At 36.1% G+C, this 24,737-nt stretch carries 12 protein-coding genes; 5 read left to right on the forward strand and 7 right to left on the reverse strand.

Features of this window, described 5'->3' with window-relative positions:
• Positions 1-35: 35 nt before the first annotated feature.
• The 7 genes from AC1B0Z_RS09910 to panC all read right to left on the reverse strand — a co-directional run bounded on the left by AC1B0Z_RS09910 (position 36) and on the right by panC (position 15,232).
• A complete protein-coding gene (locus AC1B0Z_RS09910; RefSeq protein WP_483791822.1) occupies positions 36-4,838 on the reverse strand; it encodes a LamG domain-containing protein in 4,803 nt (1,600 codons plus the stop codon).
• A gap of 307 nt (positions 4,839-5,145) precedes the next feature.
• A complete protein-coding gene (locus AC1B0Z_RS09915; RefSeq protein WP_483791824.1) occupies positions 5,146-10,143 on the reverse strand; it encodes a LamG-like jellyroll fold domain-containing protein in 4,998 nt (1,665 codons plus the stop codon).
• A gap of 326 nt (positions 10,144-10,469) precedes the next feature.
• Entirely contained in the window at positions 10,470-11,828 is a 1,359-nt protein-coding gene (gene radA / locus AC1B0Z_RS09920; RefSeq protein ID WP_483791825.1) for a DNA repair protein RadA, read from the reverse strand.
• 3 nt (positions 11,829-11,831) lie between these two features.
• Complete coding sequence (locus AC1B0Z_RS09925) at positions 11,832-12,983, reverse strand: alpha/beta hydrolase (protein WP_483791827.1); 1,152 nt, start codon at positions 12,981-12,983, stop codon at positions 11,832-11,834.
• A gap of 69 nt (positions 12,984-13,052) precedes the next feature.
• Positions 13,053-14,012: a lysylphosphatidylglycerol synthase transmembrane domain-containing protein gene (locus AC1B0Z_RS09930; RefSeq protein ID WP_483791829.1), complete on the reverse strand. Its 960-nt coding sequence runs from the start codon at positions 14,010-14,012 to the stop codon at positions 13,053-13,055.
• Between the two features lie 4 nt (positions 14,013-14,016).
• Complete coding sequence (gene panD / locus AC1B0Z_RS09935; RefSeq protein ID WP_483791830.1) at positions 14,017-14,367, reverse strand: aspartate 1-decarboxylase; 351 nt, start codon at positions 14,365-14,367, stop codon at positions 14,017-14,019.
• A 13-nt stretch (positions 14,368-14,380) separates the two neighbouring features.
• Positions 14,381-15,232, reverse strand: coding sequence for a pantoate--beta-alanine ligase (gene panC / locus AC1B0Z_RS09940; protein ID WP_483791832.1), 852 nt, complete (start codon positions 15,230-15,232; stop codon positions 14,381-14,383).
• Between the two features lie 108 nt (positions 15,233-15,340).
• Between panC and AC1B0Z_RS09945 the strand changes: the two genes are divergently transcribed.
• The 5 genes from AC1B0Z_RS09945 to AC1B0Z_RS09965 all read left to right on the forward strand — a co-directional run bounded on the left by AC1B0Z_RS09945 (position 15,341) and on the right by AC1B0Z_RS09965 (position 24,526).
• Positions 15,341-16,150 carry a glycogen/starch synthase gene (locus tag AC1B0Z_RS09945; protein ID WP_130964320.1) on the forward strand — a complete coding sequence of 270 codons (810 nt, stop codon included), beginning with the start codon at positions 15,341-15,343 and terminating at the stop codon, positions 16,148-16,150.
• 27 nt (positions 16,151-16,177) lie between these two features.
• Complete coding sequence (gene bamH, locus AC1B0Z_RS09950) at positions 16,178-17,923, forward strand: BamH family beta-barrel-assembly machinery protein (protein ID WP_483791833.1); 1,746 nt, start codon at positions 16,178-16,180, stop codon at positions 17,921-17,923.
• A 159-nt stretch (positions 17,924-18,082) separates the two neighbouring features.
• On the forward strand, positions 18,083-19,930 hold the full coding sequence (gene glmS / locus AC1B0Z_RS09955) for a glutamine--fructose-6-phosphate transaminase (isomerizing) (RefSeq protein ID WP_483791834.1): 1,848 nt from the start codon (positions 18,083-18,085) through the stop codon (positions 19,928-19,930).
• Between the two features lie 206 nt (positions 19,931-20,136).
• Complete coding sequence (locus AC1B0Z_RS09960) at positions 20,137-22,980, forward strand: TonB-dependent receptor (RefSeq protein WP_483791836.1); 2,844 nt, start codon at positions 20,137-20,139, stop codon at positions 22,978-22,980.
• Positions 22,981-22,990: 10 nt separating this feature from the next.
• Positions 22,991-24,526 carry a G-D-S-L family lipolytic protein gene (locus AC1B0Z_RS09965; RefSeq protein WP_483791838.1) on the forward strand — a complete coding sequence of 512 codons (1,536 nt, stop codon included), beginning with the start codon at positions 22,991-22,993 and terminating at the stop codon, positions 24,524-24,526.
• Positions 24,527-24,737: the final 211 nt, after the last annotated feature.

Here is a 24,737-nt window from a genome sequence, read left to right on the forward strand (position 1 = left end):
TTGAAATGCATAATAGTTAGCATTATTTTTCATCTTTATCGTTTCACTAATTTTTTAGTGATCACCTCATTAGTGTCCATCCTCAACACGGCGATATATGTACCGCTTGCGGTGTTGGGCAGTTCCAGTCCGTTGTAAAGGGCCATACCGTCCACGTCACGCAGCTCCATAATAGACTGCCCCCTGATGTTGTATAGCGCCAACCTCGTGACAGTGCCGTTGAGCTGTTTTGCGTATAGCCTGTTCTCATCCCTGTTATAGTAAACATAGTTCGCCTTTATTGTTGCATCGTCGGTACCCAGTGTCGCAGATTCCGACCGGAACACGATCTCGAACCTATCGTTGAACACTCCCTGTGCAGAGGTAAAGCTGTAGGGCTGGCCATTCCTTAAATCGAAGTAATCGCCAGTTAGGTTATCTCTTAAATATATTTCTTGATCTCCTGTAACGTTCCTTATGGCTGATATCCTTATCTCAAAACTATTGTCTCCAGACGATCTAAAATTAAGAGGAATAACCTTATCCTGAGTTATCTCACCGTAGGCCTGAATATTCATGTTCTTACCTTCCATAGAAAGGCTTAAGTCGTTATTGCTTGCATCATGCGTCTCTGCATCATAACCATAATCATATTGATCTGTTGTATATTTACTAAAACCCAAAAGTAATTCTCTTTTTGTTTCTGGGCCTGTTACAGATTTAAACTCCAAGCGTATTTTTTTCATCACGTCTCTAGAATCATCTGATTTATACTGTTCTGATTTTTCTTTTTTATTACCCCGTTTCATAAATACAGAACCGTTATTATAACTATTACTGCCATCGCCTAAAACATCGGACTCCTTTATAAATATACGCTGCCCGTTATTAAACTCTACGTTACCATCTGCAATAATTTCTGTAATGAAACCCTGGCCTACAGGCAAGTATCGAGTAGGCACCTTAGTACCTTCTAAGCCGCGTGTGGTTTTACCTAATAACCCTATAAATTGTGAGGCTCTTACTGCTCCTGTTTTATTAATTTGCGCATAACCGCCATTGTAAGCGTCTAAATTATGCGAGGTGCCGCTCCACTGTTGCCACAATTGTAAGGTACCATTTATAACACCAGCATTATCGTCTATAAATTGATGCACATCTATGGCTGATGGGTAAGGGTTACCAAACAAAAACTCTGTTTTGCTTGTACCTGCTACAGATCCAGCACCACCTCTATCTTCTACAGCAACCAAAATAGTACCGTTATTTGGCTTGCCTTCAAAAATATATTGTTGTTCTGGCGATGGCACACCTGTTCCTTTTTGTGTATAACCAATACCAGGTGCTATAATAGAAGTTGGTGTTATTTTTGCCCAATCGTAATAGGTTAATCCGTTAATATATGTGTATAACCAATAAGTGCTAATATCTCCATTGGCAGTATAATTTGATGTAAAATTACAATTAAAACCAGAATCGTCTTTTAACATATCAAGACTAAATGTCGTATTATTTGTATTATGTGTTGATGCATTATTGTTACTAAAACTAGTAGCACCTAAACTACCTACTGGAGATGCCCAATAGTTATACCAATAAGCATTGGAAGTACCTTCCTGCCTTCTTAAAATCTTACCAGTTGCTGAGGTTACCAAGTCACTCGTCTCGGTTTGAATTAATTGTGAATCGCCTAATAAATCTAAAGTACCGTTTAATTCAAGGTAAGACAGGTTTTCAACAATCTTGTCGTTATCTATAGAAAGTGTTATACCATCGTCTATAATAAGCCCCATTTGTGTTATGCCTCTTGTGTTATGGTTTAGTTCTATATTGTGACTTATTTTTACTATAGAACTTACCGTTTGTTGTGAGGTTTCGGAATTAGGAAACAACTCGTCCGCTGGGATATCCCATACACTTCCATGCAGCCAAGTAGTTGTATCATTCCAGTCGCCTTGTTGTCTTGTTGTATAGGGCATAGGTGCGGTTTCTTCTTGCCAAGTTCTAATATTATGAATGGTACCATGATTATTATTACCCGAATAATCTATTACCCTACCATCTTCTGTAAAAGTAGTACCCATTTTATAGTACAATTTTAAATTGCTCCATAATAATGGTTCTTGAGTATTGAAATCTTTGATATCCTTAGGTATTATAACTCCCCTTACATTACCATTATTATTCTCAATTTCCTGATGTACAATTTGTTGAATCTGTGTTTGGGTTAAGGCAACATCAAATACTCGTACTTCATCTATCCATCCATGATAGTAGCTGCTGCTTGAAACTACTCCGGTTCTACCTCCAATATTAAATAGGCCTTCGCCAAGTGCCGTAGTTGTAACACCTGTGCTAGCTTGTGTAAAATCTAACTGACCATTATAATATAATTGTATTTCTCCTTGATTGTACACAACAGTAACATGCTGCCATGTGTCAGCATCATCTAGCCATTCTGGTTTTGAAAAAACTCCAGAATCGCCTTGCGCCACAAAATTAAAGCCCAAATTGACATCTTTAGTGATCTCAAAAACACCTCTCTGCCCAACAATACCAGCCGAAGTTTGAGAAGCACTACCTGCTTTTGTCCAGAACTGCACGGTAAAGGCTTGCATTTCGCCTAAACTGAAAGATTCTGGTGCCGAAATATAATCGTCTATGCCATCAAAGTCTATAGATGGTGGAGGACATTGGTTAAAATCTAAACTAAGTGTTTGAGACCTACACCCGTCTATTGTTGAAGCCACTACGGTATAAACACCGTAATCACTTGCGGTTATATCACCTATTACTGCCCTAGGGTCACTACCATTGAATGTTGATCCGTCTGGGAATATCCAATCGTATTCCACGCCTCCAAACTCCAATAAAAAAAATGAAAAAGACTCTCCAATGGTGCCACAAGTGGTACCTTGAAACTCTAAACCTAAACCAACCTCTATAGGTGTTACTTGTGCAGAACTTGAATTACCGCAATTATCTGCAATACGCACTCTGTAGCTTAACGATGCATCTTGATTGGGAAAATAACATTCGTTATTAGTTGTTATTACATCGTTAGTTGCATTATTAATTAAGCTATAGGTATATGGTCCTGCTCCGCCTTCGGTTACGCCTGTTATGGTAAAAAGACCGCTATTATCACAAGTAAAACTACTTAATGGAGACAGACTAGGCTGCTGGTATTGTGCCACAGTAAAAGTTTCAGAATTTACATTACATCCTCGGTTATTATCGTATTGAATGTAATAGTTACCAGCGGGAAAATTAAAAAAAGTACTTTGGCTACCATTATTCTGTCCTGTAGCACCCACATTCTGTCCCGTATCAGCATTAAATAATCTGTAAAACCAAAAACCAGACAAACCACTTTCATCTGCAGTAAATGCAATATCATGCTCTCCTATACAACCAGGTATCACCTCAATATCAAACTGAAAATCTATGGCTTGTTCATCTACGTACTCAAAAGGATAAGTATCCACATTGCCACAAGCATCGGTTGCTGTTACTACATAATCGCCAAAAATAATATCATCAAAAACGTTACTATTTACTGGCCCTCTATTGCCTGTAAAGCCCGACGGCACCGTGGTTAATTCAAACGCTATAGGATCAACAGCTACATTATTATTGTAAGATATTGTAAGCCGCCCTAAACCTTGATTACAATCGGTTGAAGTAATACGGTCTCCAGTTATTTCTACTGGTTCTAAGTCCTGTGCTTGAGATTCAGAAACTACTGTACCACAACTGTCTGTTATTGTGTAACTATAGGCGCCATAAGGCATATTATTAAATGTACCCGATGCACTGGTTAGCGAGCCTGTATATCCTGAAGGTGTACTAGTTAACGTATAGGCAAAAGGACCTACCATCCAATTATTTGGATTTATTTGCATTTGAAAATCTGTACACGTTCTATTCAATGCACTAAATGATCCTCCTGGTGTTGGATTATTATGCGTAAATGTATCTGTACTTTCACAGCTACCTCTAACCAAGAATGTATATGGTGCCTGATTAATAGGTAAAGTAAATTCTCCTGTTGTATTTGAAGAACTATAGCCCGCAGGTGCACCACCAACAACTTCATAGCTTAAATTGCTTCCGCCAAATGCTATTACCCGATAAATAGCCTCGGTACATGAAATACGGTCTATACCATCGCCTCTCATAAACACGCTGGATATGGATGCTGTATTAATACTGTGGTTTCTGGTTTGAAAATCACCACAAGCATCATAAACCCTTATACTATAATTACCTGAAGGTAAATTATTAAAAACAAACGTGTTATCGGCACTATCTATAGGAGCGGTTGCAGTTCCGGAAGGCCCACTAACAATTTGATATTGATAAGGTCCTGCTCCTGAAGATGTATTTATAGTAAGTTCTGCTGTATTTTCGTTAGGACAATTTGGTGTTGTAGATGTTGTTGTAAAATTAACCGTTGAAGTTTCGTCGGTTATAGTAATATTTCCGATAAAAATGGGATTACTTGCATCTCCTGTATCCTCTACCGTTACTTGATAAGTGCCTGGGTATAAATCTTCAAACGTTATGCTTGAGGCGTCGAACCGAGTGGAAAAGGGGTACGTTTGCCCATTAGCCGTAGGTCCATTTGTAATAGTAAACGAATATAGACTTGATGTATTCGTAGCTCCACTGGCAACGGCTGTAATGGCTCCGTTATTTGAGCATGTTGCCGCTGTTTGCGATAGGTCTACATTTACATCAAAATTGTGATCTCCAAAATGTTTTGTATTTGCAAATATTGTTAATGAGGCAAAAAGTGTAATTACATAAGAAATCTGCATTATTGCAGACTTAAGGTTCTTATTTCTTAAGTTCATTTCAAGTGGGGCTATATTATTTAAAAGCCTTAAGAGTCAATTATAAAACCTTTAAACTCGTATTATATATAACAATACCCGATTAAAAGTTGCTTGGAAAAATTTCTTGAAGGAAAGAAATACTTTGAGGGAGAGAATCCAAAAACATAACGTGTTCTATGACCTTTTAAGGTATTGCAAAATTATTTTTTTATTTTAAAAATCTATACTTTTTTCGTTAAACTTTTAAAAAAAATCTAGTAGATATAGTTTTATCGATGAAATGTATTAATTCTGAAAAAAACTATTTTAAACGAGTTTATTTTGATTATTTTATCAATTTTTTTGTAATCACCTGATTGGTATCCGTTCTAAATACGGCTATGTATGTACCGCTGGACGTTCTCGGTAGTTCTAATCCCGTTTCCAAAGTAGTACGATCTACATCGGTTAGCTCCATGATGCTTTGCCCATTTATGTTATAGAGCGCAAATCGATCTACATCTCCGTTCAGCCTTCTTGCGTATAGTATATTACCGCCCCTATCATAATAGATGTAATTCTCCTTAGTGGCTATCTCTTCTGAACTTAGCGTTGATGCCTGGTCTTGGAACACTATCTCGAACCTATCGTTGAACACACCCTGTGCAGAGGTAAAGCTGTAGGGCTGGCCATTCCTTAGGTCGAAGTAATCGCCCGTTAGGTTATCTTTTAAGTAAATCTCTTGATCATCTGGCATGTTCTCTAAATCTGATATCCTTATCTCAAAACCATGATCCCCAGATGACCTGAAATTCAATGGCACCAACTTATCTTCGGTTATCTCACCATAGGCCTGGATGTTCATGTTCTTACCTTCCATCGAAAGGTTAAGGTCATTATTACTAGCGTCGTGCGTTTCTGCATCATAACCATAATCAAATTGATCTGTGGTCTCTTTACTAAAACCTAAGAGTAATTCACGTTTAGTCTCTGGGCCAGTTACAGACTTGAACTCCAAACGTATCTTCTGCATGCTGTCTATTGATGTTTCCGATTTGGATTGATCTGATTTTCCTTTCTTGTTACCGCCCTTCATAAATACGGAACCACTGTTATAGCTACCGCTACCATCTCCTATTACATCTGATTCCTTGATGAAGATTCGTTGTCCGTTATTGAACTCTACATCGCCATCAGCTACAATCTCGGTAATGAAACCTTGGCCTACTGGCAAATATCGCGTTGGTACCTTGGTGCCTTCAAGACCACCGGTATGGGCGCCATCCAATCCTATAAACTGTGATGCCCTTACAGCTCCTGTTTTATTTATCTGAGCATAACCGCCGTTGTAGGCATCTAAATTATGTGAATTACCGCTCCATTGCTGCCACAGCTGTAACGTACCGTCTATAACACCTGCATTATCATCTATAAATTGATGTACATCCAGTGCTGATGGATACGGGTTACCCAATAAAAATTCTGTCTTGCTCGTGCCGGGTACCGAACCAGCACCCCCTCTATCTTCAACCGCAACTAAAATGGTACCGTTGTTGGGCTTGCCCTCAAAAATATATTGTTGCTCTGGAGCCGAGACGTCAGTTCCCTTTTGGGTATAGCCAACTCCAGGGGCGATATTGGCACTTTGCGAAACCTGCGCCCAATCATAGTAGCTAATACCGTTGATAAACGTGTACAACCAATAGGTGCTTATGGCATTAGAAGCACCGTAAGACGATGTGAAGTTCATGTTAAACCCTGACTCATCTTTTAGCATCCGGATATTGAATGGCGAATTATTTGGGTTATTGGCCGAAGTGTTTTCGTCCCTGTAACTGGTGGCACGCAAAATACTTACCGGAGATGCCCAATAGTTGTACCAATAGGCGCTTGAAGTACCTTCCTGCCTGCGCAGTATCTTGCCCTGGGAAGAGGTTACCAAATCGCTTGTTCCAGTCTGAACTAACTGACTGTCTCCCAATAAATCTAAGGTGCCTCCTAAATAAAAATACCATGTGTTTTCAATAGAATGATCACTTTGAATTGTTAAGGCAGCTCCAATATCTATAAGTAGCCCCAAATTTTTTATTTCATGATTTGCAGATAGATCATTTTTAACATACACTATACTCCAATCTTTATTGGTAGCCGCCTCTCCGATATCCCAAACATCGCCGTGTAGCCAAGTATTTTCGTTTGCCCAAGCACCATCACTTGTAGTTTTATATGGCATGGGAGCTGTTTGTGGCTGAACTGTTGTTATGTTATTAAGATATGCTGTATAATTATTTGAAGAATAATCAGATGTTGTTAAATTAACTATATCTGTCATTGGGTAATAAGCAGAAAGATTTGACCATGGAATAGCAGTATTGGTTGAATTATCTACTATATTTTTAGGGATTATTGATCCTTGAACACTTCCAGAATTGTTCTCTATTTCTTGGTAGACTATCTTTTGTAATTGATCTTCAGTAAGAGCGGTACTAAAAACTCGTACTTCGTCAATACTACCCTCAAATAACATTAAATGATCTGAGGCTCTGGCACCAATAGTAAACTTATCAGTTGAGTTATAAATTGAAGAAAACAAAGAAGGATCACTACTTGAGTTAAATAACTCTCCATTGCAATATGCTTTGAGTTTTGTTGTTGGAGAGGTATTATCAAAAATTAAAGCTAAATGCACCCATACATCTCTATTTATTTGAAATGATGAACTAACTTCTGCATCATTAACTTTCATTAATAATTGTCTTGAGCTATTTAATTGAATATGTAAATTACCAAAATTTATAACCATGGCAGAATTGGTAAAAGTATTATCTAATTTAACCCAAGCCATTATAGTAGACTGATTATAACCTGATAAGTTTAAATCACTATCAATAAAATCGTCTATACCATCAAAATCTACAGTTGCTAATGCTGGAGGATTAACTGCAAATATATCTCTATAATCTAAATCCCCCCCTGAAAGTAAATCGCCATCAATATCTGGTAAAATTGATAAATCCGTTGGGTCTTCTATATCTTCATTTACATCTAATTCTGAATCGTTAGTATTAGTTGTCTCAAATATATTATCTAATCCATCACTATCTGTATCAATATTAATTACGGCATTTGCCATACCGTTTTCCTCAATATCTGGCTGTCCATCATTATCACTATCCAAATCAATATAATCTGGTGTATCATCATTATCAGTGTCCTCTAAACTTAATAAACCTGCTCCATAATTATCATCTACACCATCATTATTAAGGTCTGTCATTGCTGTACCATTACCACTTGGCGCTACATACCCAACGGTTGGTTGTGCCTCAACATTATCTGGTATACCATCATTATCACTATCTATATCTAAATAGTTTGGTGTACCATCATTATCAGTATCACACCCATCTGCTACGTAAATTTCAATAAGCGAATTTCTACCTCCAGCACCAACTGGGGTAGTAGTTGCACTAGAATAACCAAATAGATATTGAAAACTTGCTACACTATAATCTACAGTAATATCATGAGTTGATAAATTATTATCTACCTCTGTACCAGAGGCCTGCCTTATGGTGGTGAAACCAGGCACAGACGTACCGTTTGCAAATCCTAATACTTGTAAAGGATCTGATCCTAAACCAGTTATAGAATAAGAGTTTGCCTCAGAATTTAAAAACCCTGCTATTTCAGTTCTTCCAGCAACCCCATCAATATCTCGGAAACTAACAGTAATTTGATCAAAATCAGCCTCTAAACCTGATGCTTGATTCAATATTTTATATTCGGCAATAAAATAATCGTCATCTGTTGTTTGAAATTCTTGAACATTTATATTTCCACTATTTAGAAATGAAATCCTAGCATTAGGGTTAACTGTATTTATAGCAATAAATTCAACTTGAACATCGTATACCTCTCCATGAAGCGTTAAAGCGTTTTTATATGTATAAATATCACCTACTTGTGCTGTTGCAGTTCCATTATTACCAAGCTCTGCATCTCCTGTATTTCCTGGATCTGGGACTAGCGTGCCATTTAACACTAAACTTGCTGTATCAAAACATTCATCGGTATCTAAAATACCATCGTTATCATCATCAAGATCGCACGAATCATTAACACCATCACTATCCGTATCTATACCTGAGGAATCAGTACAAGGATCTATAACATCTCTATAATCCACATCACCACCCGTTAGTACATCTGCATCTGCATCTGGTAAAATGGATAAATCTGTAGGATCTTCTATATCTTCATTTACATCTAAAACTGGATCGTTTGTATTGGTAGTCTCAAATATATCGTCTAATCCGTCAGTATCAGCATCATTATTAATTATTGCATTTGCCATCCCATTTTCTTGAATATCTGGGAGTCCATCATTGTCACTATCTAAATCTAAATAATCTGGTGTTCCATCGCCATCAGTATCCTCTAAACTTAATAAACCAGCACCATAATTATCATCTACACCATCATTATTAGTATCTGTAATTGCTGAACCGTTTCCACTTGGCGCTATATAGCCTACTGTTGGTTGCGCTTCGACATTATCTGGAATCCCGTCATCATCAGAATCTATATCTAAATGATCGGACATCCCGTCTAAATCAGAATCGCAAAATTGGTAGACGGCTGTTATGGTAATTTCAGCAAAATATAGCATTGTATAATCATCTGCATAATCATCTCCAATAACTATACTCCATGTTCCTGCATTAGGATTTTCTCCATATATAGATGTTAAACTATTTTTAGATAAAAAAGTACCAGATTGCGGTAAGTTATATGTTGGATCTGCATCACTGGCAATTAGCGTTCCTGTAGTATCGAACACCTGATCTACATCGAGATAAGTTACTCCAGATCCGGCTCCAGAGCCATAATCTCCATAATCAACAAAGTTAATAACTGTACCGCTCGGTGATTTTAATCCAAAATATTTTTCATCTGCAAAAATAAAACCAGGAGAACCAGTACAGCGGTCTCCGGGTGTATTTACATATTCTCCATCGAACATTTCAAATTTAATTCTTATCGAAATATCGGTGACTACATATCCTGCTGGTACCGAAAAATTTCCTACTACAATTTCTTCTTCATTAATAGATTGGAAGCATGACATGCCATCAATAAAAACAGGGCTAGAAATATCTCCACCAATCACTTCGGTATACATAATTGCCGGACACTCATCATCGTCTAAAATTCCATCGTTATCATCATCTAAGTCTGTAGAATTTGGTATACCATCGCCGTCTGTATCTTGAGCGTATGAAACATTATTGAAAAAAAATGCTATTAAGAATACAGCTACTAATAATAGTTTTGATTTCATCATCATAAATTTTAGAGTAAATCATATTAATTTACAATTGTATTTATCGCCCAAATAGCTAAAAACAGTAACTATTTAAGGCCCTTACCTTTAACACAATTTTCTGTAAAATGGATTATTGCGTGAAATAATACTTTGAGGGAAGAGTGTACATTATTTCAAATATGGATACAACAATACCCATATTAGTGACAAATCTAGATTAAATAATCGACAAAAGCAACAAAAAATACGATAAAATGTATATTTTATCGACAAAACGGTTTTTTAATGATGTGTTAGTTCGTTAAACACGATTTAAAAAATTTCATTTTTGAAAAAGCATATTAAACTATAAAATCCACCAAATCTTCAATCTTTGAAATTAATTGAATTTTAATTGAAGTATTCTTTAATGCTATTTTATTGTATTTAGATACAAAAATGGTTGAGAAACCTAATTTTTCAGCCTCTAAAATACGTTGCTCTACCCGTTGTACTGGACGTATTTCTCCAGACAAACCGACCTCCGCAGCAAAACAAAAATCATTTTGTAACGCTTCGTCTTCATTTGAAGATAAAATAGCTGCTACTACCGCCAAATCTATAGCAGGGTCGTCAACTGTGATACCTCCTGTGATATTTAAAAATACATCTTTAGCACCTAAACGAAAACCAGCGCGCTTTTCTAAAACAGCTAAAAGCATATTTAATCGTTTTGCATTAAATCCTGTGGCGCTTCGCTGTGGTGTACCGTAAACCGCGGTACTCACTAAGGCTTGCACTTCAATCATTAAAGGGCGCATACCTTCCAAAGTTGCAGCTATAGCGTTACCTGAGAGTTCCTCATCTTTTTTTGAAATTAAAATCTCAGATGGATTGGATACTTCCCTTAAACCAGAACCTTGCATCTCGTAAATGCCTAATTCGTTAGTAGAACCAAAACGGTTTTTTTGTGCCCTTAAAATTCTAAAAACATGGTTACGATCGCCCTCAAACTGCAAAACGGTATCTACCATGTGCTCTAGTATTTTTGGTCCAGCTATATTACCATCTTTGGTGATATGCCCTATTAAAACTACAGGTGTTGCAGTTTCTTTAGCAAATTTTATAAGCTCAGTAGTACATTCTTTTATTTGAGAAATGCTTCCAGAAGACGATTCTATATAGTCGGTATGCAATGTTTGAATAGAATCAATAATTACAATTTCTGGTTCTAATTCTTCAATCTGTTTAAAAATATTCTGAGTTTTTGTTTCGGTGAGAATGTAGCAGTTATTATTTTCGGGATTTATACGTTCTGCACGCATTTTTATTTGTTTCTGACTTTCTTCGCCTGAAACATATAGCACTTTATATGGTAATTTTAATGAAATTTGAAGTAATAGTGTGCTTTTTCCAATTCCTGGCTCACCACCTAAAAGGGTTAAAGATCCTGGAACAACACCACCTCCTAAAACACGGTTAAATTCATTATCTAAACTATTGAGTCTTGCTTCTTCAGAAAGATCAATATCTTTTATTTTGAGTGGTTTTGAAACTCGTTTTGTGGCTTTTGAAGGTGTTTTCCAATCACTCTTCTCTGGTTTTTGAATGATTTCCTCCGCTATAGTATTCCACTCCTTACAAGCATTACACTGCCCTTGCCATTTGGCATATTGTGCACCACAGTTTTGACAAAAAAACGTTGTTTTTACTTTCGCCATAGTTTAGTATCCAAAATCTTCTTTTATAGCATCGGCTAATTCTAAAACTTTGTCTTTCGTTATTCCTGCTATTTCATCTAGAGTGTAGGCAGATTGGTAGGTTTTCATTGCTTTTTTTGGCTCTCCATTTTCTTCGTAGAACCTTCCTATATAGTAATTTCCCAGTAGTGTTTTAGGGTATTGCTTTCTGGCTAATTTACCAAGAGCCTCGTAATATTCAAATAATTCGTTCTTTTCAATTGCAGCTGCAATAGCTCTAAAATCGTTTATAAGAATTGGCTTTTCTATACCAAACAACTCATTTATTGCTTGATATTTTTCTTCTAAATATACCACAGGCGATATCTCCAATTCTAAAATTTCATCCTTATACTCCTTTTTACTTATGGGTTGAAATACCTTAAATATATTTTGAAGTGCATTTGGAATAGCATGTGCAGGGGCAGAATAGTGTGTAGCATTTTCGAAGCTATTGAAACTGTATGATATATTTTCATTTTCTAATGCGGATAAATCTGTATGTAACGCTTCAGACATTTGTTTCAATGATTTGCTGTCGCCTTCAGCATTGGCCAAATAATAAAATAACTTAGACTCTAATTTAGATAAGTTTTCAGGAATATATTCAAGCATATTAGGAGCTAACTCTGGACTTACCACGATATAACCTTGAAACAATGGCTTAGATTTTAAAAGGTAGTAATTGATAAAATTTGCTGTATTACCATGTCCTACTGCTACTCTAAAATTTACAGTTCTATAATTAGATTCAATATAAGGCACAAGCTCCATCCCAAAAAATTCAAAAAAAGCAGCTCCAGTTTCTACTGGAAGCGAATTTTGCTCTGAATACAAGCAGTCATCGTAACGCGTATCAACCTGATTAATACCAACAACTATAGCTTCAGGTATATCTTCCCAATAGGAGTAATAATCCACATTTCCAGCTACCGCTTCGAATAAATAATCACCGTCCAGCACAAAGAAAACAGGATAGCTCTTTTCTTCATTTGAATTATATCCTCTAGGTAATTGAATTTTAATTTGTCTTTCTTCTCCTAATTTTGAAGATTGAATGGTTTCATATTTTACCTGTGCATTTATTGTGAAACAGAACAACAATAAAACTATAAGAGCAAGAGTGTTTTTCATCATGATAGCATTTGAGATTTACAAGGGCAAGGTAATAAATTAAGATAGAGATTAAAAGCAAATATAAAATACCTATGCTGTCTTTTTTCTATTGAAAATGGGAAGATAAATTAACGACAGTCCCCCAAAAATAATAATCAACAAGGTTTGAGAACCCCACATAATCCAACCAAATGCCCGACTTGGGTCATCTGGAAGATTAAATAGTGAAAACGCCAATACAATCGCTTCAGGATAAGAACCTATACCACCATTGGTTGCCGCAATGCTGAAACTTGCTGCTATAAAACCTATTAAATTGGCTGGAAAAGGCACGTTGCTTGTTTCATCTAAAGCAAAAGATGTCACATAGAACATAAGTATATACATACCCCAAATAAAAAGTGTATGAAAAATAAATGCCCATTTCTTCTTCATTTTAAAAATACTTAGAGCACCTTCAACTAAACCATTCACAAAACCTTTAATTTTTAAAGCAATTTTTGATGTGCTTTTTTTAACGTATCTAAAAAAAAGAACGACTAGTACTATTAGGCCTACCACAGCTATTACAATTTTTGAAGGGTCAAATTTATCAACCAAAAAATCATATATAAAATCGAATTGCAGAAATAGTGTTACAGCAATAATCCCCAACATTACAATCATATCCGCAATGCGTTCTGCCACTATGGTTCCAAAACCCTTTTCAAACGGCACACCTTCATAATTTGTTAAAATTGATGCGCGTGCCACTTCTCCAGCTCTGGGAATTGTATAGTTAATTAAATAGGTTGCAAAGACAGCCATGATACTATTGCCTAATTTGATATGATATCCCATCGGCTCTAACTGAAACCGCCAACGATAAGCTCTCGATAAATGACTTAGTAAACCAAAGATAACACCTAAGAAGATATAAGTATAGTCGGCTTCTTCAAAATACTCAATAAGTTTTTCAATTGAAATCTGCGACAATGAATACCAAACCAAAAACACTCCCAATAATAGCGGGAGTGCAATAGTTAGTATTCTCTTTATTTTAGGCTTCAACCTTTTATTTTAACAAGTTTGTGGTTTCATCAGGAAATACCAGCGATGGCTTAAACAATTTGGCATCTTCAATATCCATGAACGCATAGGTTATCAATATTAGAGTGTCTCCAACTGAAACTTTCCTAGCGGCCGCACCATTTAGGGTAATCTCTCCACTTTTTCGTGGCCCTGGAATACAGTAAGTTTCTAAGCGTTCTCCGTTATCGTTATTGACAATTTGAACTTTTTCACCTTGTATAATATTAGCAGCATCCATTAAATCTTCATCAATAGTGATACTACCTATATAGTTGAGCTCTGCACCCGTGCATTTAACTCTATGAATTTTAGATTTTACTACTTGAATTTGCATGTGGTAAAGGTAATTAATTTAATGCGATATTATCAATAAGCCTGATCTCGCCAGCATATGCAGCTATAAATGCTCTATACTTTTTATTGTTTGATTTTCGTTTCACTGGTTTTAGGGTTGATGTGTTGGCTATGATAAAATATTCCAATTCCAACAAATCGTGCTTTTCAAACTGATTCTCAACCCATTCCGTTACTTTATTAGCACTTTTTGTGCCAAATTTTGTTTTGGCAGTTTTTAACGTTTTGTAGATAAAAGGTGCCGCAGCCAAATATTCAGGTTTTAGTCTTGTATTTCGCGAGCTCATAGCTAAACCATTCGATTCACGGTGAATTTTACAACCAACAATTTCTACAGGTAATTGGGTTTTTTCTACAAGTTTTCTAATAATTTGAAGTTGTTGAAAATCTTTTTCCCCAAAGTAGGCTTTGTTTGGTTTTACAATTTCGAAAAAACGTTTCACGATGGTACCCACTCCGTCAAAATGGCCATGGCGAAATTTACCCTCCATTTCAAATTCCAATCCGTCAAAATCAAATGCTTCTGATACCGTATTGCCTTGATAAATATCCTCAACTGTTGGCGCATAAACAATTATAGCATCCTCACTTACGGTTTTCAATAATTCTACGTCTTTTTCTAAAGTTCTTGGGTACTTCTCTAAATCGGTTTTATTGTCAAACTGTGTAGGGTTTACAAAAACACTTACCACCACTAGATCGTTTTCCTTTAACGCCCTAATTACAAGCTGTAAATGCCCTTTGTGAAGTGCTCCCATAGTTGGCACCATCCCAACAGATAATCCTTTGGATTTTAATGCTTCAACAGCACTACTAATTTTATTTTTTTCAGTGTAAATCTTCACCTTTTCACAAAAATTAATGCGTGCAAACTTAAGATTTTACGGGGACTTTGCATAAAATTTTGTACTTTTGCGTGTTTTTATTTTTGAATCTTCAAAAGCAAACCATATATGAAAGATAAGAGGATATTGTATGTATCATCTGAAGTAGTACCTTATTTACCTGAAACTGAAATTTCTTCAATGTCGTTCGAGGCTCCTAGAATGGTTAATCAACAAGGTGGTCAAATTAGAATTTTTATGCCAAGATATGGTAATATTAATGAAAGAAGACACCAACTGCACGAAGTGATTAGATTATCGGGAATTAATCTTATAATTAATGATTTGGATATGCCTTTGATTATCAAAGTTGCTTCAATACCAAAAGAGCGTATTCAAGTTTACTTTATTGATAATGATGAATATTTTAAGAGAAAAGCAACCTTGACCGACGAAAACGGAGAGTTATTTTCAGATAACGACGAACGTGCCATTTTCTTTGCCAAAGGAGTAATTGAAACAGTAAAAAAACTTAATTGGTCTCCAGATATAATACACATTCATGGATGGTTAGCATCATTATTACCGCTATACTTAAGAGAATATTACAAAGATGAGCCTCTTTTTAACGAGAGCAAAATAGTTACTTCAGTATATAATCAAAGTTTTAACAATACGTTAAACAAAGATATGGTCAATAAGATTAAATTTGACAACATAAACGAAGAAGCTATAAAGCCGTTAGAAGAGCCTACATATAATAACTTAATGCAAGTTGCTGTTGATTACTCTGATGCTTTAATTATGGGTTCTGAAGTTTTACCAGAAAATTTAGAAAAGTATATTAAAGATTCTAATAAGCCTGTATTAGAATACAAAAGTAAAGATGAATTTGGTGAAGCCTACACGCAGTTTTTTAACACTGAAGTATTAGGTTAATATACCAAATTACCTCTGTAGAGATTTATGAAGAAGATATTGAAAGCCCCAAACTGCATTATTGCCCTGTTTGTTTTTATGCTAGCTGCAGTAAGTTGCGATAAAGAATATAGCTCCATTGAAAGTGACGTTTTAGGAGAAGATAATTTTAATTTTGATGCAAAACAGCTTGAAATCCCTATTAAATCCTATAATAGAAATTTGTCAGGGCAACAAATAAATGCACTTACAGGCAACTTATTGGGTTTTTTTAACGACCCTATTTATGGCGAAACCACGGCCAGTATCGTTACGCAGGTACTACCATCAAGTTTTCAAACAAACACTGCAACAATGTTTGGTATTAACCCAGTTGTTGAATCCGTAACTCTCACCTTGCCTTACTTCAGTACACAAATAAGCGTAGATGCAGATGGCAAACCTGAATACCGTATAGACTCTCTTTTTGTCGAGAACAATAACCCAGCCAATATTAAGCCAATAAGCATAAAGATTTACGAGAATAGGTATTTCTTACGAAACTTTAATCCAAGCGACTCTGAAAGCAGTTCTCAAAGCTATTTTTCTAAAGCTGATGCATCCATAAATAACATTGATAATTTTGCCGAAATTGAAAGTTCAACAATTAATTTTGATGAACACGTTGGCGAACTGTTTTATGATGATATTTTTGAAATATCAGCAGAGGCTAGAGAAATAGACAATGGCACCAGTACAGATGCTGCAACTGCATTTTTTCCTCCTGCCATAGAGCTTAATTTAGCTACCACTCCAGAAAGTAAAGCACGGTGGAAGTCTTTGATATTGGCTCAAGCAGGTTCGGCTACACTAAGCAATGCAAATAATTTTCTAAACCATTTTAGAGGTTTGTACATAAAAGCCCAAAGCTTAAATGCTGATGGGAGCATGGTATTGTTGAATTTTTTAAATAGCGGAGCCGCTATAACAATAAATTATTCTAGTGAAGATGGAGATGATGCCGATAACGAACGTGATACAGGAAGTTATGTCTTAAATTTTAATGGCAATAGATTGAATACATTTATAAATAATTATAACTCTTTATTACCAACCACACCAAATACTACGGAAGGCGACGAAAAGTTATATTTAAAAGGTACCGAAGGCTCTATGGCTGTTATTGAATTATTCAGTGGTATGGGTGATTGTGGTGATAGTGCTCTTGATTGTTTCAAAGAGTTTTTTAGAAAAACAGATGAAAACAACGATTTTATAATAGATAATGAACAATACGAGTTAAAACGTCTTATCAACGAAGCTCATTTAATTATTTACGAAGATGAGTCATTTATTAAACCAGATGACCCAAAAGACCCTAACGGTGATGATTATCACGAATACGATAGGCTATACCTTTATAATATAGAAAACAATGCCCCAATTTTAGATTACAATGCAGATTTTACTGTAGATGCCAATAATCCTTTGGGATCTAGGGTATTTAGCTTAGGTCGCAGAATTACCGATGAGAATGGTGAATCTAGCTATAAGTTGAAAGTTACTGATTTATTAAATACTATCTTAATAAGAGATATTGATGTTGCTAAACTGGGGCTAGTACTTACAAATAACGTTAATATTAATTTAAATACTAGTCTATTAAACAGTACTGACGATGTTACGGGTATTCCTTCTACAGCTGTTATTACACCCAGAGGAAGCGTGCTCCATGGCAGTAATTCCACCGCCACCGCAGGTGACGGCACCAGTAAAAAATTACGTTTAGAAGTATTTTACACAGAATCTCAGTAAAATAATAAGTCCTAAAAAGACTAATTATGGCATCAAATTGTAAATTGAATTGGTTTTTATCGTGTAAAATAGCACGTTTATATAAATATTAATAGGTTATCAATATTAATTTTTCATATTTGCGATTAATTAAATAACCCCAAAATCAAACAAGAAACTATGTGCGGAATTGTTGGATATATAGGACATAGGGATGCTTACCCAATTGTTATAGAAGGACTTAAACGTTTAGAATATCGTGGTTATGACAGTGCAGGCATTGCCCTATTCGATGGTACGGATTTAAAAGTATCTAAAACCAAAGGAAAAGTTTCTGACCTAGAGGAACGTGCTGACTCTCAAATTTCCAAATCAGGAAACCTAGGTATTGGTCATACACGATGGGCTACCCATGGTGTGCCAAATGATGTGAACTCGCACCCACATGTTTCTAATTCAGGTGATCTTGTTATTATCCACAACGGAATCATTGAAAATTATGAGTCCCTGAAAAAAGAACTCATAAAAAGAGGATACACTTTTAAATCAGATACAGATACCGAAGTACTCATCAATCTTATAGAAGAAGTTAAGACTAATGAAGGGGTTAAATTGGGCAAGGCCGTACAAATTGCGTTGAATCAAGTAGTAGGTGCATATGCTATTGCTGTATTTGATAAAAATAAACCCGAGGAAGTTGTAGTGGCGCGCTTAGGAAGCCCACTCGCGGTTGGTATAGGCGAGGATGAGTTCTTTATTGCAAGTGATGCCTCTCCGTTTATAGAATATACCAAAAATGCCATTTACCTAGAAGATGAAGAAATGGCCATTATTAGATTCCATAAAGGTATTAAAGTTAGAAAAATAAAGGACGATTCATTAGTTGATCCATACATCCAAGAACTTCAATTAAACTTAGAGCAAATTGAAAAAGGAGGCTATGAACATTTCATGCTCAAAGAAATCCATGAGCAACCAAAAGCCATAACTGATACATTTAGAGGGCGTTTGTTAAGAGATGAAGCCATCATAAAAATGGGCGGTATTGAAGACAACATGAAAAAGTTCCTCAACGCAAACCGTATTATAATTGTGGCGTGTGGAACATCGTGGCATGCTGGATTAGTTGCTGAGTATATTTTTGAAGATTTAGCACGAATTCCTGTTGAAGTGGAATACGCATCAGAATTCAGGTATAGAAACCCAGTTATTACAGAAAACGATGTACTTATTGCAATATCACAATCGGGAGAAACTGCAGACACTTTAGCCGCAATAAAAATGGCAAAATCGAAAGGTGCATTTGTATTTGGTGTATGTAATGTAGTGGGATCTTCAATTGCTCGGGAAAGTGATGCCGGAGCTTACACACATGCTGGTCCTGAAATCGGGGTTGCTTCCACAAAGGCGTTTACAACCCAAATTACTGTTTTATCATTAATTGCTTTGCGTCTTGCTAGAGCTAAAGGCACTATTTCGAGTTCTGATTTTCGCCGTTATTTACTGGAAATGGAAATGATTCCTGGAAAAGTAGAAAAGGCCTTAAGATCTGACTCACACATTAAAGAAGTTTCTGAAATATATAAAGACGCTGCTAACTTTTTGTATTTGGGCAGAGGTTACAACTTCCCTGTTGCACTTGAAGGCGCATTAAAGTTAAAGGAAATATCATATATTCATGCTGAGGGCTATCCAGCAGCTGAAATGAAACACGGTCCAATTGCTCTAATTGACGAAAATATGCCAATAGTAGTTATTGCCACTAAGGCAGAACACTATGACAAAGTAATTAGTAATATTCAAGAAATTAAATCTAGAAAAGGTAAAATTATTGGAGTAATAACCGAAGGAGACACCATAGTTCGAGATCTAGCAGACCATGTAATTGAGGTGCCTGATACTATCGAAGCGTTATCTCCATTATTAACAACTATTCCATTGCAATTGTTATCATACCACATTGCAGTAATGCTAGATAAAAATGTAGATCAGCCCCGTAATCTTGCAAAATCTGTTACCGTAGAGTAATATTTTTCTAAATGGAGTTATAAACTAAGGACCTTCATCCTATTTTATTTATCCTTATTTTTTGTGCTACTTTTTTATTAAAAGTGTAAATTTTAACGCATTTTTTTATTAAAATGTACTATGCGTGCATAATTTTTTCATATTTTTAGCGCGAACTTGCTTATTTATAGTAGTAGGCTAACTCCTAAAAAAACTAATTTTAATAGATGAAAACAATTCTAAAACTTACTTTGTTTTTGTTTTGTGCTGTATCCTACGCACAAACAACAATCTCGGGAACCGTCAAAGATGATAGCGGTCAACCCATTCCAGGCGCTAACGTTATAATAGTTGGCACCACTACCGGAACAGTAACAGATTTTGATGGTGGTTTTACCTTAACAACAAATCAAAATCCGCCCTTCACCATTCAGGTTAGCAGTGTTGGTTTTGAATCATTTACGCAAGAAATAACGTCTAGTAGTCAAAATATTGATGTTATTCTTAATGAAGGAACAGCTCTTGACGAAGTTGTTATTTCAGCCTCAAGAACTCCAGAGCGTATTTTTGAATCTCCAGTCACCATTGAAAGATATGGTCTCAAATCAATTAAAAATACTGCCTCGGCAGAATTCTACGACGGACTTGAAAACCTTAAAGGTGTAGATATAAACACCAATAGTTTAACATTTAAATCTATCAATACTAGAGGTTTTGCCACTTTTGCAAATACGCGATTTATGCAACGTGTTGACGGTATGGACAATGCAGCACCAGCACTAAACTTCCCTTTAGGAAATTTATTGGGTATGGTGGAAACTGATGTGCAGAGTGTAGAATTGCTTCCTGGAGCCGCATCTGCATTATATGGTGCAAATGCCTTTAATGGTATTTTATTCATGACAAGTAAAAGCCCTTTTGATCATTCTGGGATAAGTGGCTATGTAAAAGGTGGTGTTACATCTCAAGAAGCCGCTGGTAATAATCAATATAAAGATTACGGTATTAGAGCTGCTCACAAGTTCAACGAGAAATTTGCTGCAAAAGTAAACTTTAGCTACTTACAAGGTACAGATTGGGTTGCTAATGATACTAGAGGTAAGGATAGAAATACTACGTTTATTAAGTCTAATAGCACACGTGAGAATGATATTGATTATGATGGTGTTAATGTGTATGGGGATTTAGTATCAACCAATCTTAGAAACGTAAAAGAAAGCCCTACGTTTCTTAGCCAATTACCAAACCCTGCATTGGCAAATTTAATTCCTGATGTCAGCGTAAGTAGAACAGGATATGATGAAGCGGATCTTACAAACTATGATGCCAAAAGTATTAAAGCAGATTGGGGATTATTCTATCGACCTTGGGAAAATGATTTTGAAATTCAATATGTTGGAAAAATAGGTTCTGGTTCTACTATTTATCAAGGTTCCAATAGATATTCTATCAAAAATTTCTTCTTACAACAACATAAGTTAGAAATAAAAAATGATAATTTCTTCGTTAGAGGTTATGTTACTGCAGATAATGCTGGGGATTCTTATGATATGGTATTTACAGGTGTAAATATCAATAGGCAATGGAAATCTGATGATCAGTGGTTTGGGGAATATGCTGGAGCTTTTATACAAGGTACTTTAGCTGGTTTAACTGCAGACCAAGCCCATGCTGCGGCAAGACAAGCGGCGGATACAGGAAGATTTGAACCGGGGACGCCAGAATTTCAACGTGCTTTCCAAACAGTAACTAACGATCCAGATATATTAACTGGTAGTCAGCTTAAAGATGAATCTAAAATCTATCATTCGGATGCGAATTATAATTTTAGTCATTTAACTGACTTTGCCGAAATTCAAGTTGGTGGATCTTACAGAAAATATGTACTTAATTCATTTGGATCAATCTATACAGATGCAGAGAGTGAAATCCCTTATTCTGAAGTTGGTCTTTATACTCAGATTCAAAAGAAATTTTTGGAAGATGATCGCTTAAAAGTAACAGCTTCAATGCGATATGACAAGTCAGAATTATTTGATGCATTTTTATCACCTAGGATTTCATTAGGCTATAACATTGGAGAAGATAACAATCATAATGTAAGAGCTTCTTTCCAAACCGGCTTTAGAAACCCTGATACACAAGCATTGTATATAGGTTTCAATGTGGGTCCAATAACTTTAATTGGTAGTGCATTTGATAACCCAGAGCGTTTTACTAGAACAGTAAGCGGAACGCAAATATCCCCTACTGGTCAGGCAATTCTAGGTACAGACACATTTACATACAACGGTACAGGTGCTTACAATAACTCCTTTACAAGAAGCTCCGTAACTGCATTTGCAGCGTCACAAAATCCAGCAGACTTACAAATCGCTAATCCAGAGTTAGTTAGTCCAGAACAAGTAAGCTCATTCGAAGTAGGGTATCGTGGAAAAATAGAAAAAATTATTGTTGATTTTAGTGCATACTACAATCAATATCAAGATTTTATTACAACAGTGGATGTAGTGAACCCTTTTTATGGAGATGTAGAATTGTCTCAAACATTCCCTGTTGGTGGGAATCCTACGCCATTAGCTGTAATTGCCTTAGCCAATAATGATTTTCAAGCCTATAGAGCTTACACCAATACGACAGAAGAGGTTAATTCATATGGTGCATCCTTAGGCGTATCAACTAAAGTTTTTGGTGATTTTGACTTGGGAGCTAATTATACGTATGCTAAACTAGACTTTGATAGACAAGCAAATTCAGACTTCCAGACTAACTTTAATACGCCTGAACATAAGTTTAAAGCTACTTTTGGTAATACCGACTTATTTAAAAATTTTGGCTTTAATGTAGCTTGGAGATGGAGCGACAATTATGTTTGGGAAGCTTCCTTTTTAACTGCAGATGTACCAGCATATCATGTTTTAGACGCACAAATAAACTTTAGAGTACCAAGCTTAAAATCATCCTTTAAGGCTGGAGCTACTAATCTTTTAGGAGATGAATACTTCACAGCTGCTGGAACTGGATTTATCGGGTCTCAATACTATGTATCTTGGACAATTAATAACCTATAAAAAAGAAACTATGAAATTTAAATATATATCCCTTTTCGCACTCTTAATTGGTTTTTTATCCTGTGAAGACGTAGAAAGCCCAATACCGGAAGAAGTTGTATTACCAGAATTGACGTCTGGTTCTGCCGATTTTTCTAATTACGTTGCAGTGGGCGCATCTTTTACGGCAGGTTTTACCGACGGTGCTCTATTTAAAGCTAGTCAAGAAAATTCATTTCCGAATATTCTGTCTGAACAATTTGCAAAAGCTGGCGGTGGAGCATTCACTCAACCTCTAATGAACGATAACATCGGAGGGCTACTTATTGCTGGCATGGCAAATCCACAATTTGGGCCAAGACTATTTTTTAATGGCTCTGGCCCTCAAAGGTTGCCTGCTACCCCGTCAACAGAGGGAACAGCAAGTTTGGGTGGCACTTTTAATAACATGGGCGTTCCTGGTGCAAAAAGCTTTCATTTATTATTCGATGGCTATGGTAACCCTGGAAATCTCTCTTTAGGATTAGCTAACCCTTATTACGTGCGAATGGCATCCAGCCCTTCTGCAACTGTTTTAGGCGATGCAATGGCTCAAAACCCAACATTTTTTACACTTTCTGAAATTGGTGGAAACGATGTACTAGGTTTTGCCACTAGTGGAGGGGACGGAAGCAACCCTATTACTGATACTCCAACTTTTGACGCCTCGTTTAATGCTCTAGTTAGCACTTTAACATCTAATGGAGCAAAAGGAGTAGTTACCAATGTGCCTTATGTTACAGATTTACCATTTTTCACAACAGTACCAAATAATGCACTTGTACTAGATGCTGCAACCGCAGGACAGTTAACATCTGTTTTTCAAGCTGTTAGCGGGATATTTTTACAAGGTTTATTATTACAAAGTGTACCACTTGAACAAGCACAAGCCTTAGCCGCTCAATATGCCATTACCTTTAATGAAGGTCCAAACAGATGGATTATTGATGTACCTGTTTCACAAACCAATCCTTTAGGGTTTAGACAAATGACAGAAGATGAGTTACTATTATTAACCATAGATCAAGTTGCATTAAGAACTCAAGGTTATGGCACCGTTGCACTAACTCCCGAGGTGCTTCAGGTTTTAGGCTTATTACAACAAGGGGGCACTCCTACACCTCAACAGGCGGGCTTAGTTCTAGCTGCTGTAAATGGAATTGACGACGGTGATGCACTTGATGCTGATGAGCTAGCAGAAATTAGAACGGCAACTGATGCCTTTAATGCTACTATAGAAAGCGCCGCAAATTCCAACGAAAACGTTGCGTTAGTAAACTTGAATACAATACTTAGTGAAGTAGCAAGTACGGGAATCAATTTTGATGGTTTTAATCTTACCGCAGATTTAGTTACTGGAGGAGCAGTGAGTTTAGACGGTATACACCTTAATGCAAGAGGATACGCTTTTATGGCTAATAAATTTTTAGAAGCGATTGATGCCGCTTTTGGTTCTAACTTCGTGATATCAGGAAATGTGGCAAAGGCGGTTGATTATCAAACAAACTATTCGCCAATGCTTCAATAAGAATAAAAATTTACATTCATAAAAACACCTTCATATCCCGAAGGTGTTTTTTTATTTTTAATTCTTCATTTCAAAACTATTGTAATAAAAAATTAACGCTATTTAAAAGGTATTGTTAAAACTTATAATTCAATCTACAAATATGTTCAAACAACTATCTAATTTTATTAAAAGGTTGTATTTTTGAAAAATCTTTTTCATTTAATGTGAA

This window comes from Hyunsoonleella sp. J2K-J805, from assembly GCF_057167125.1.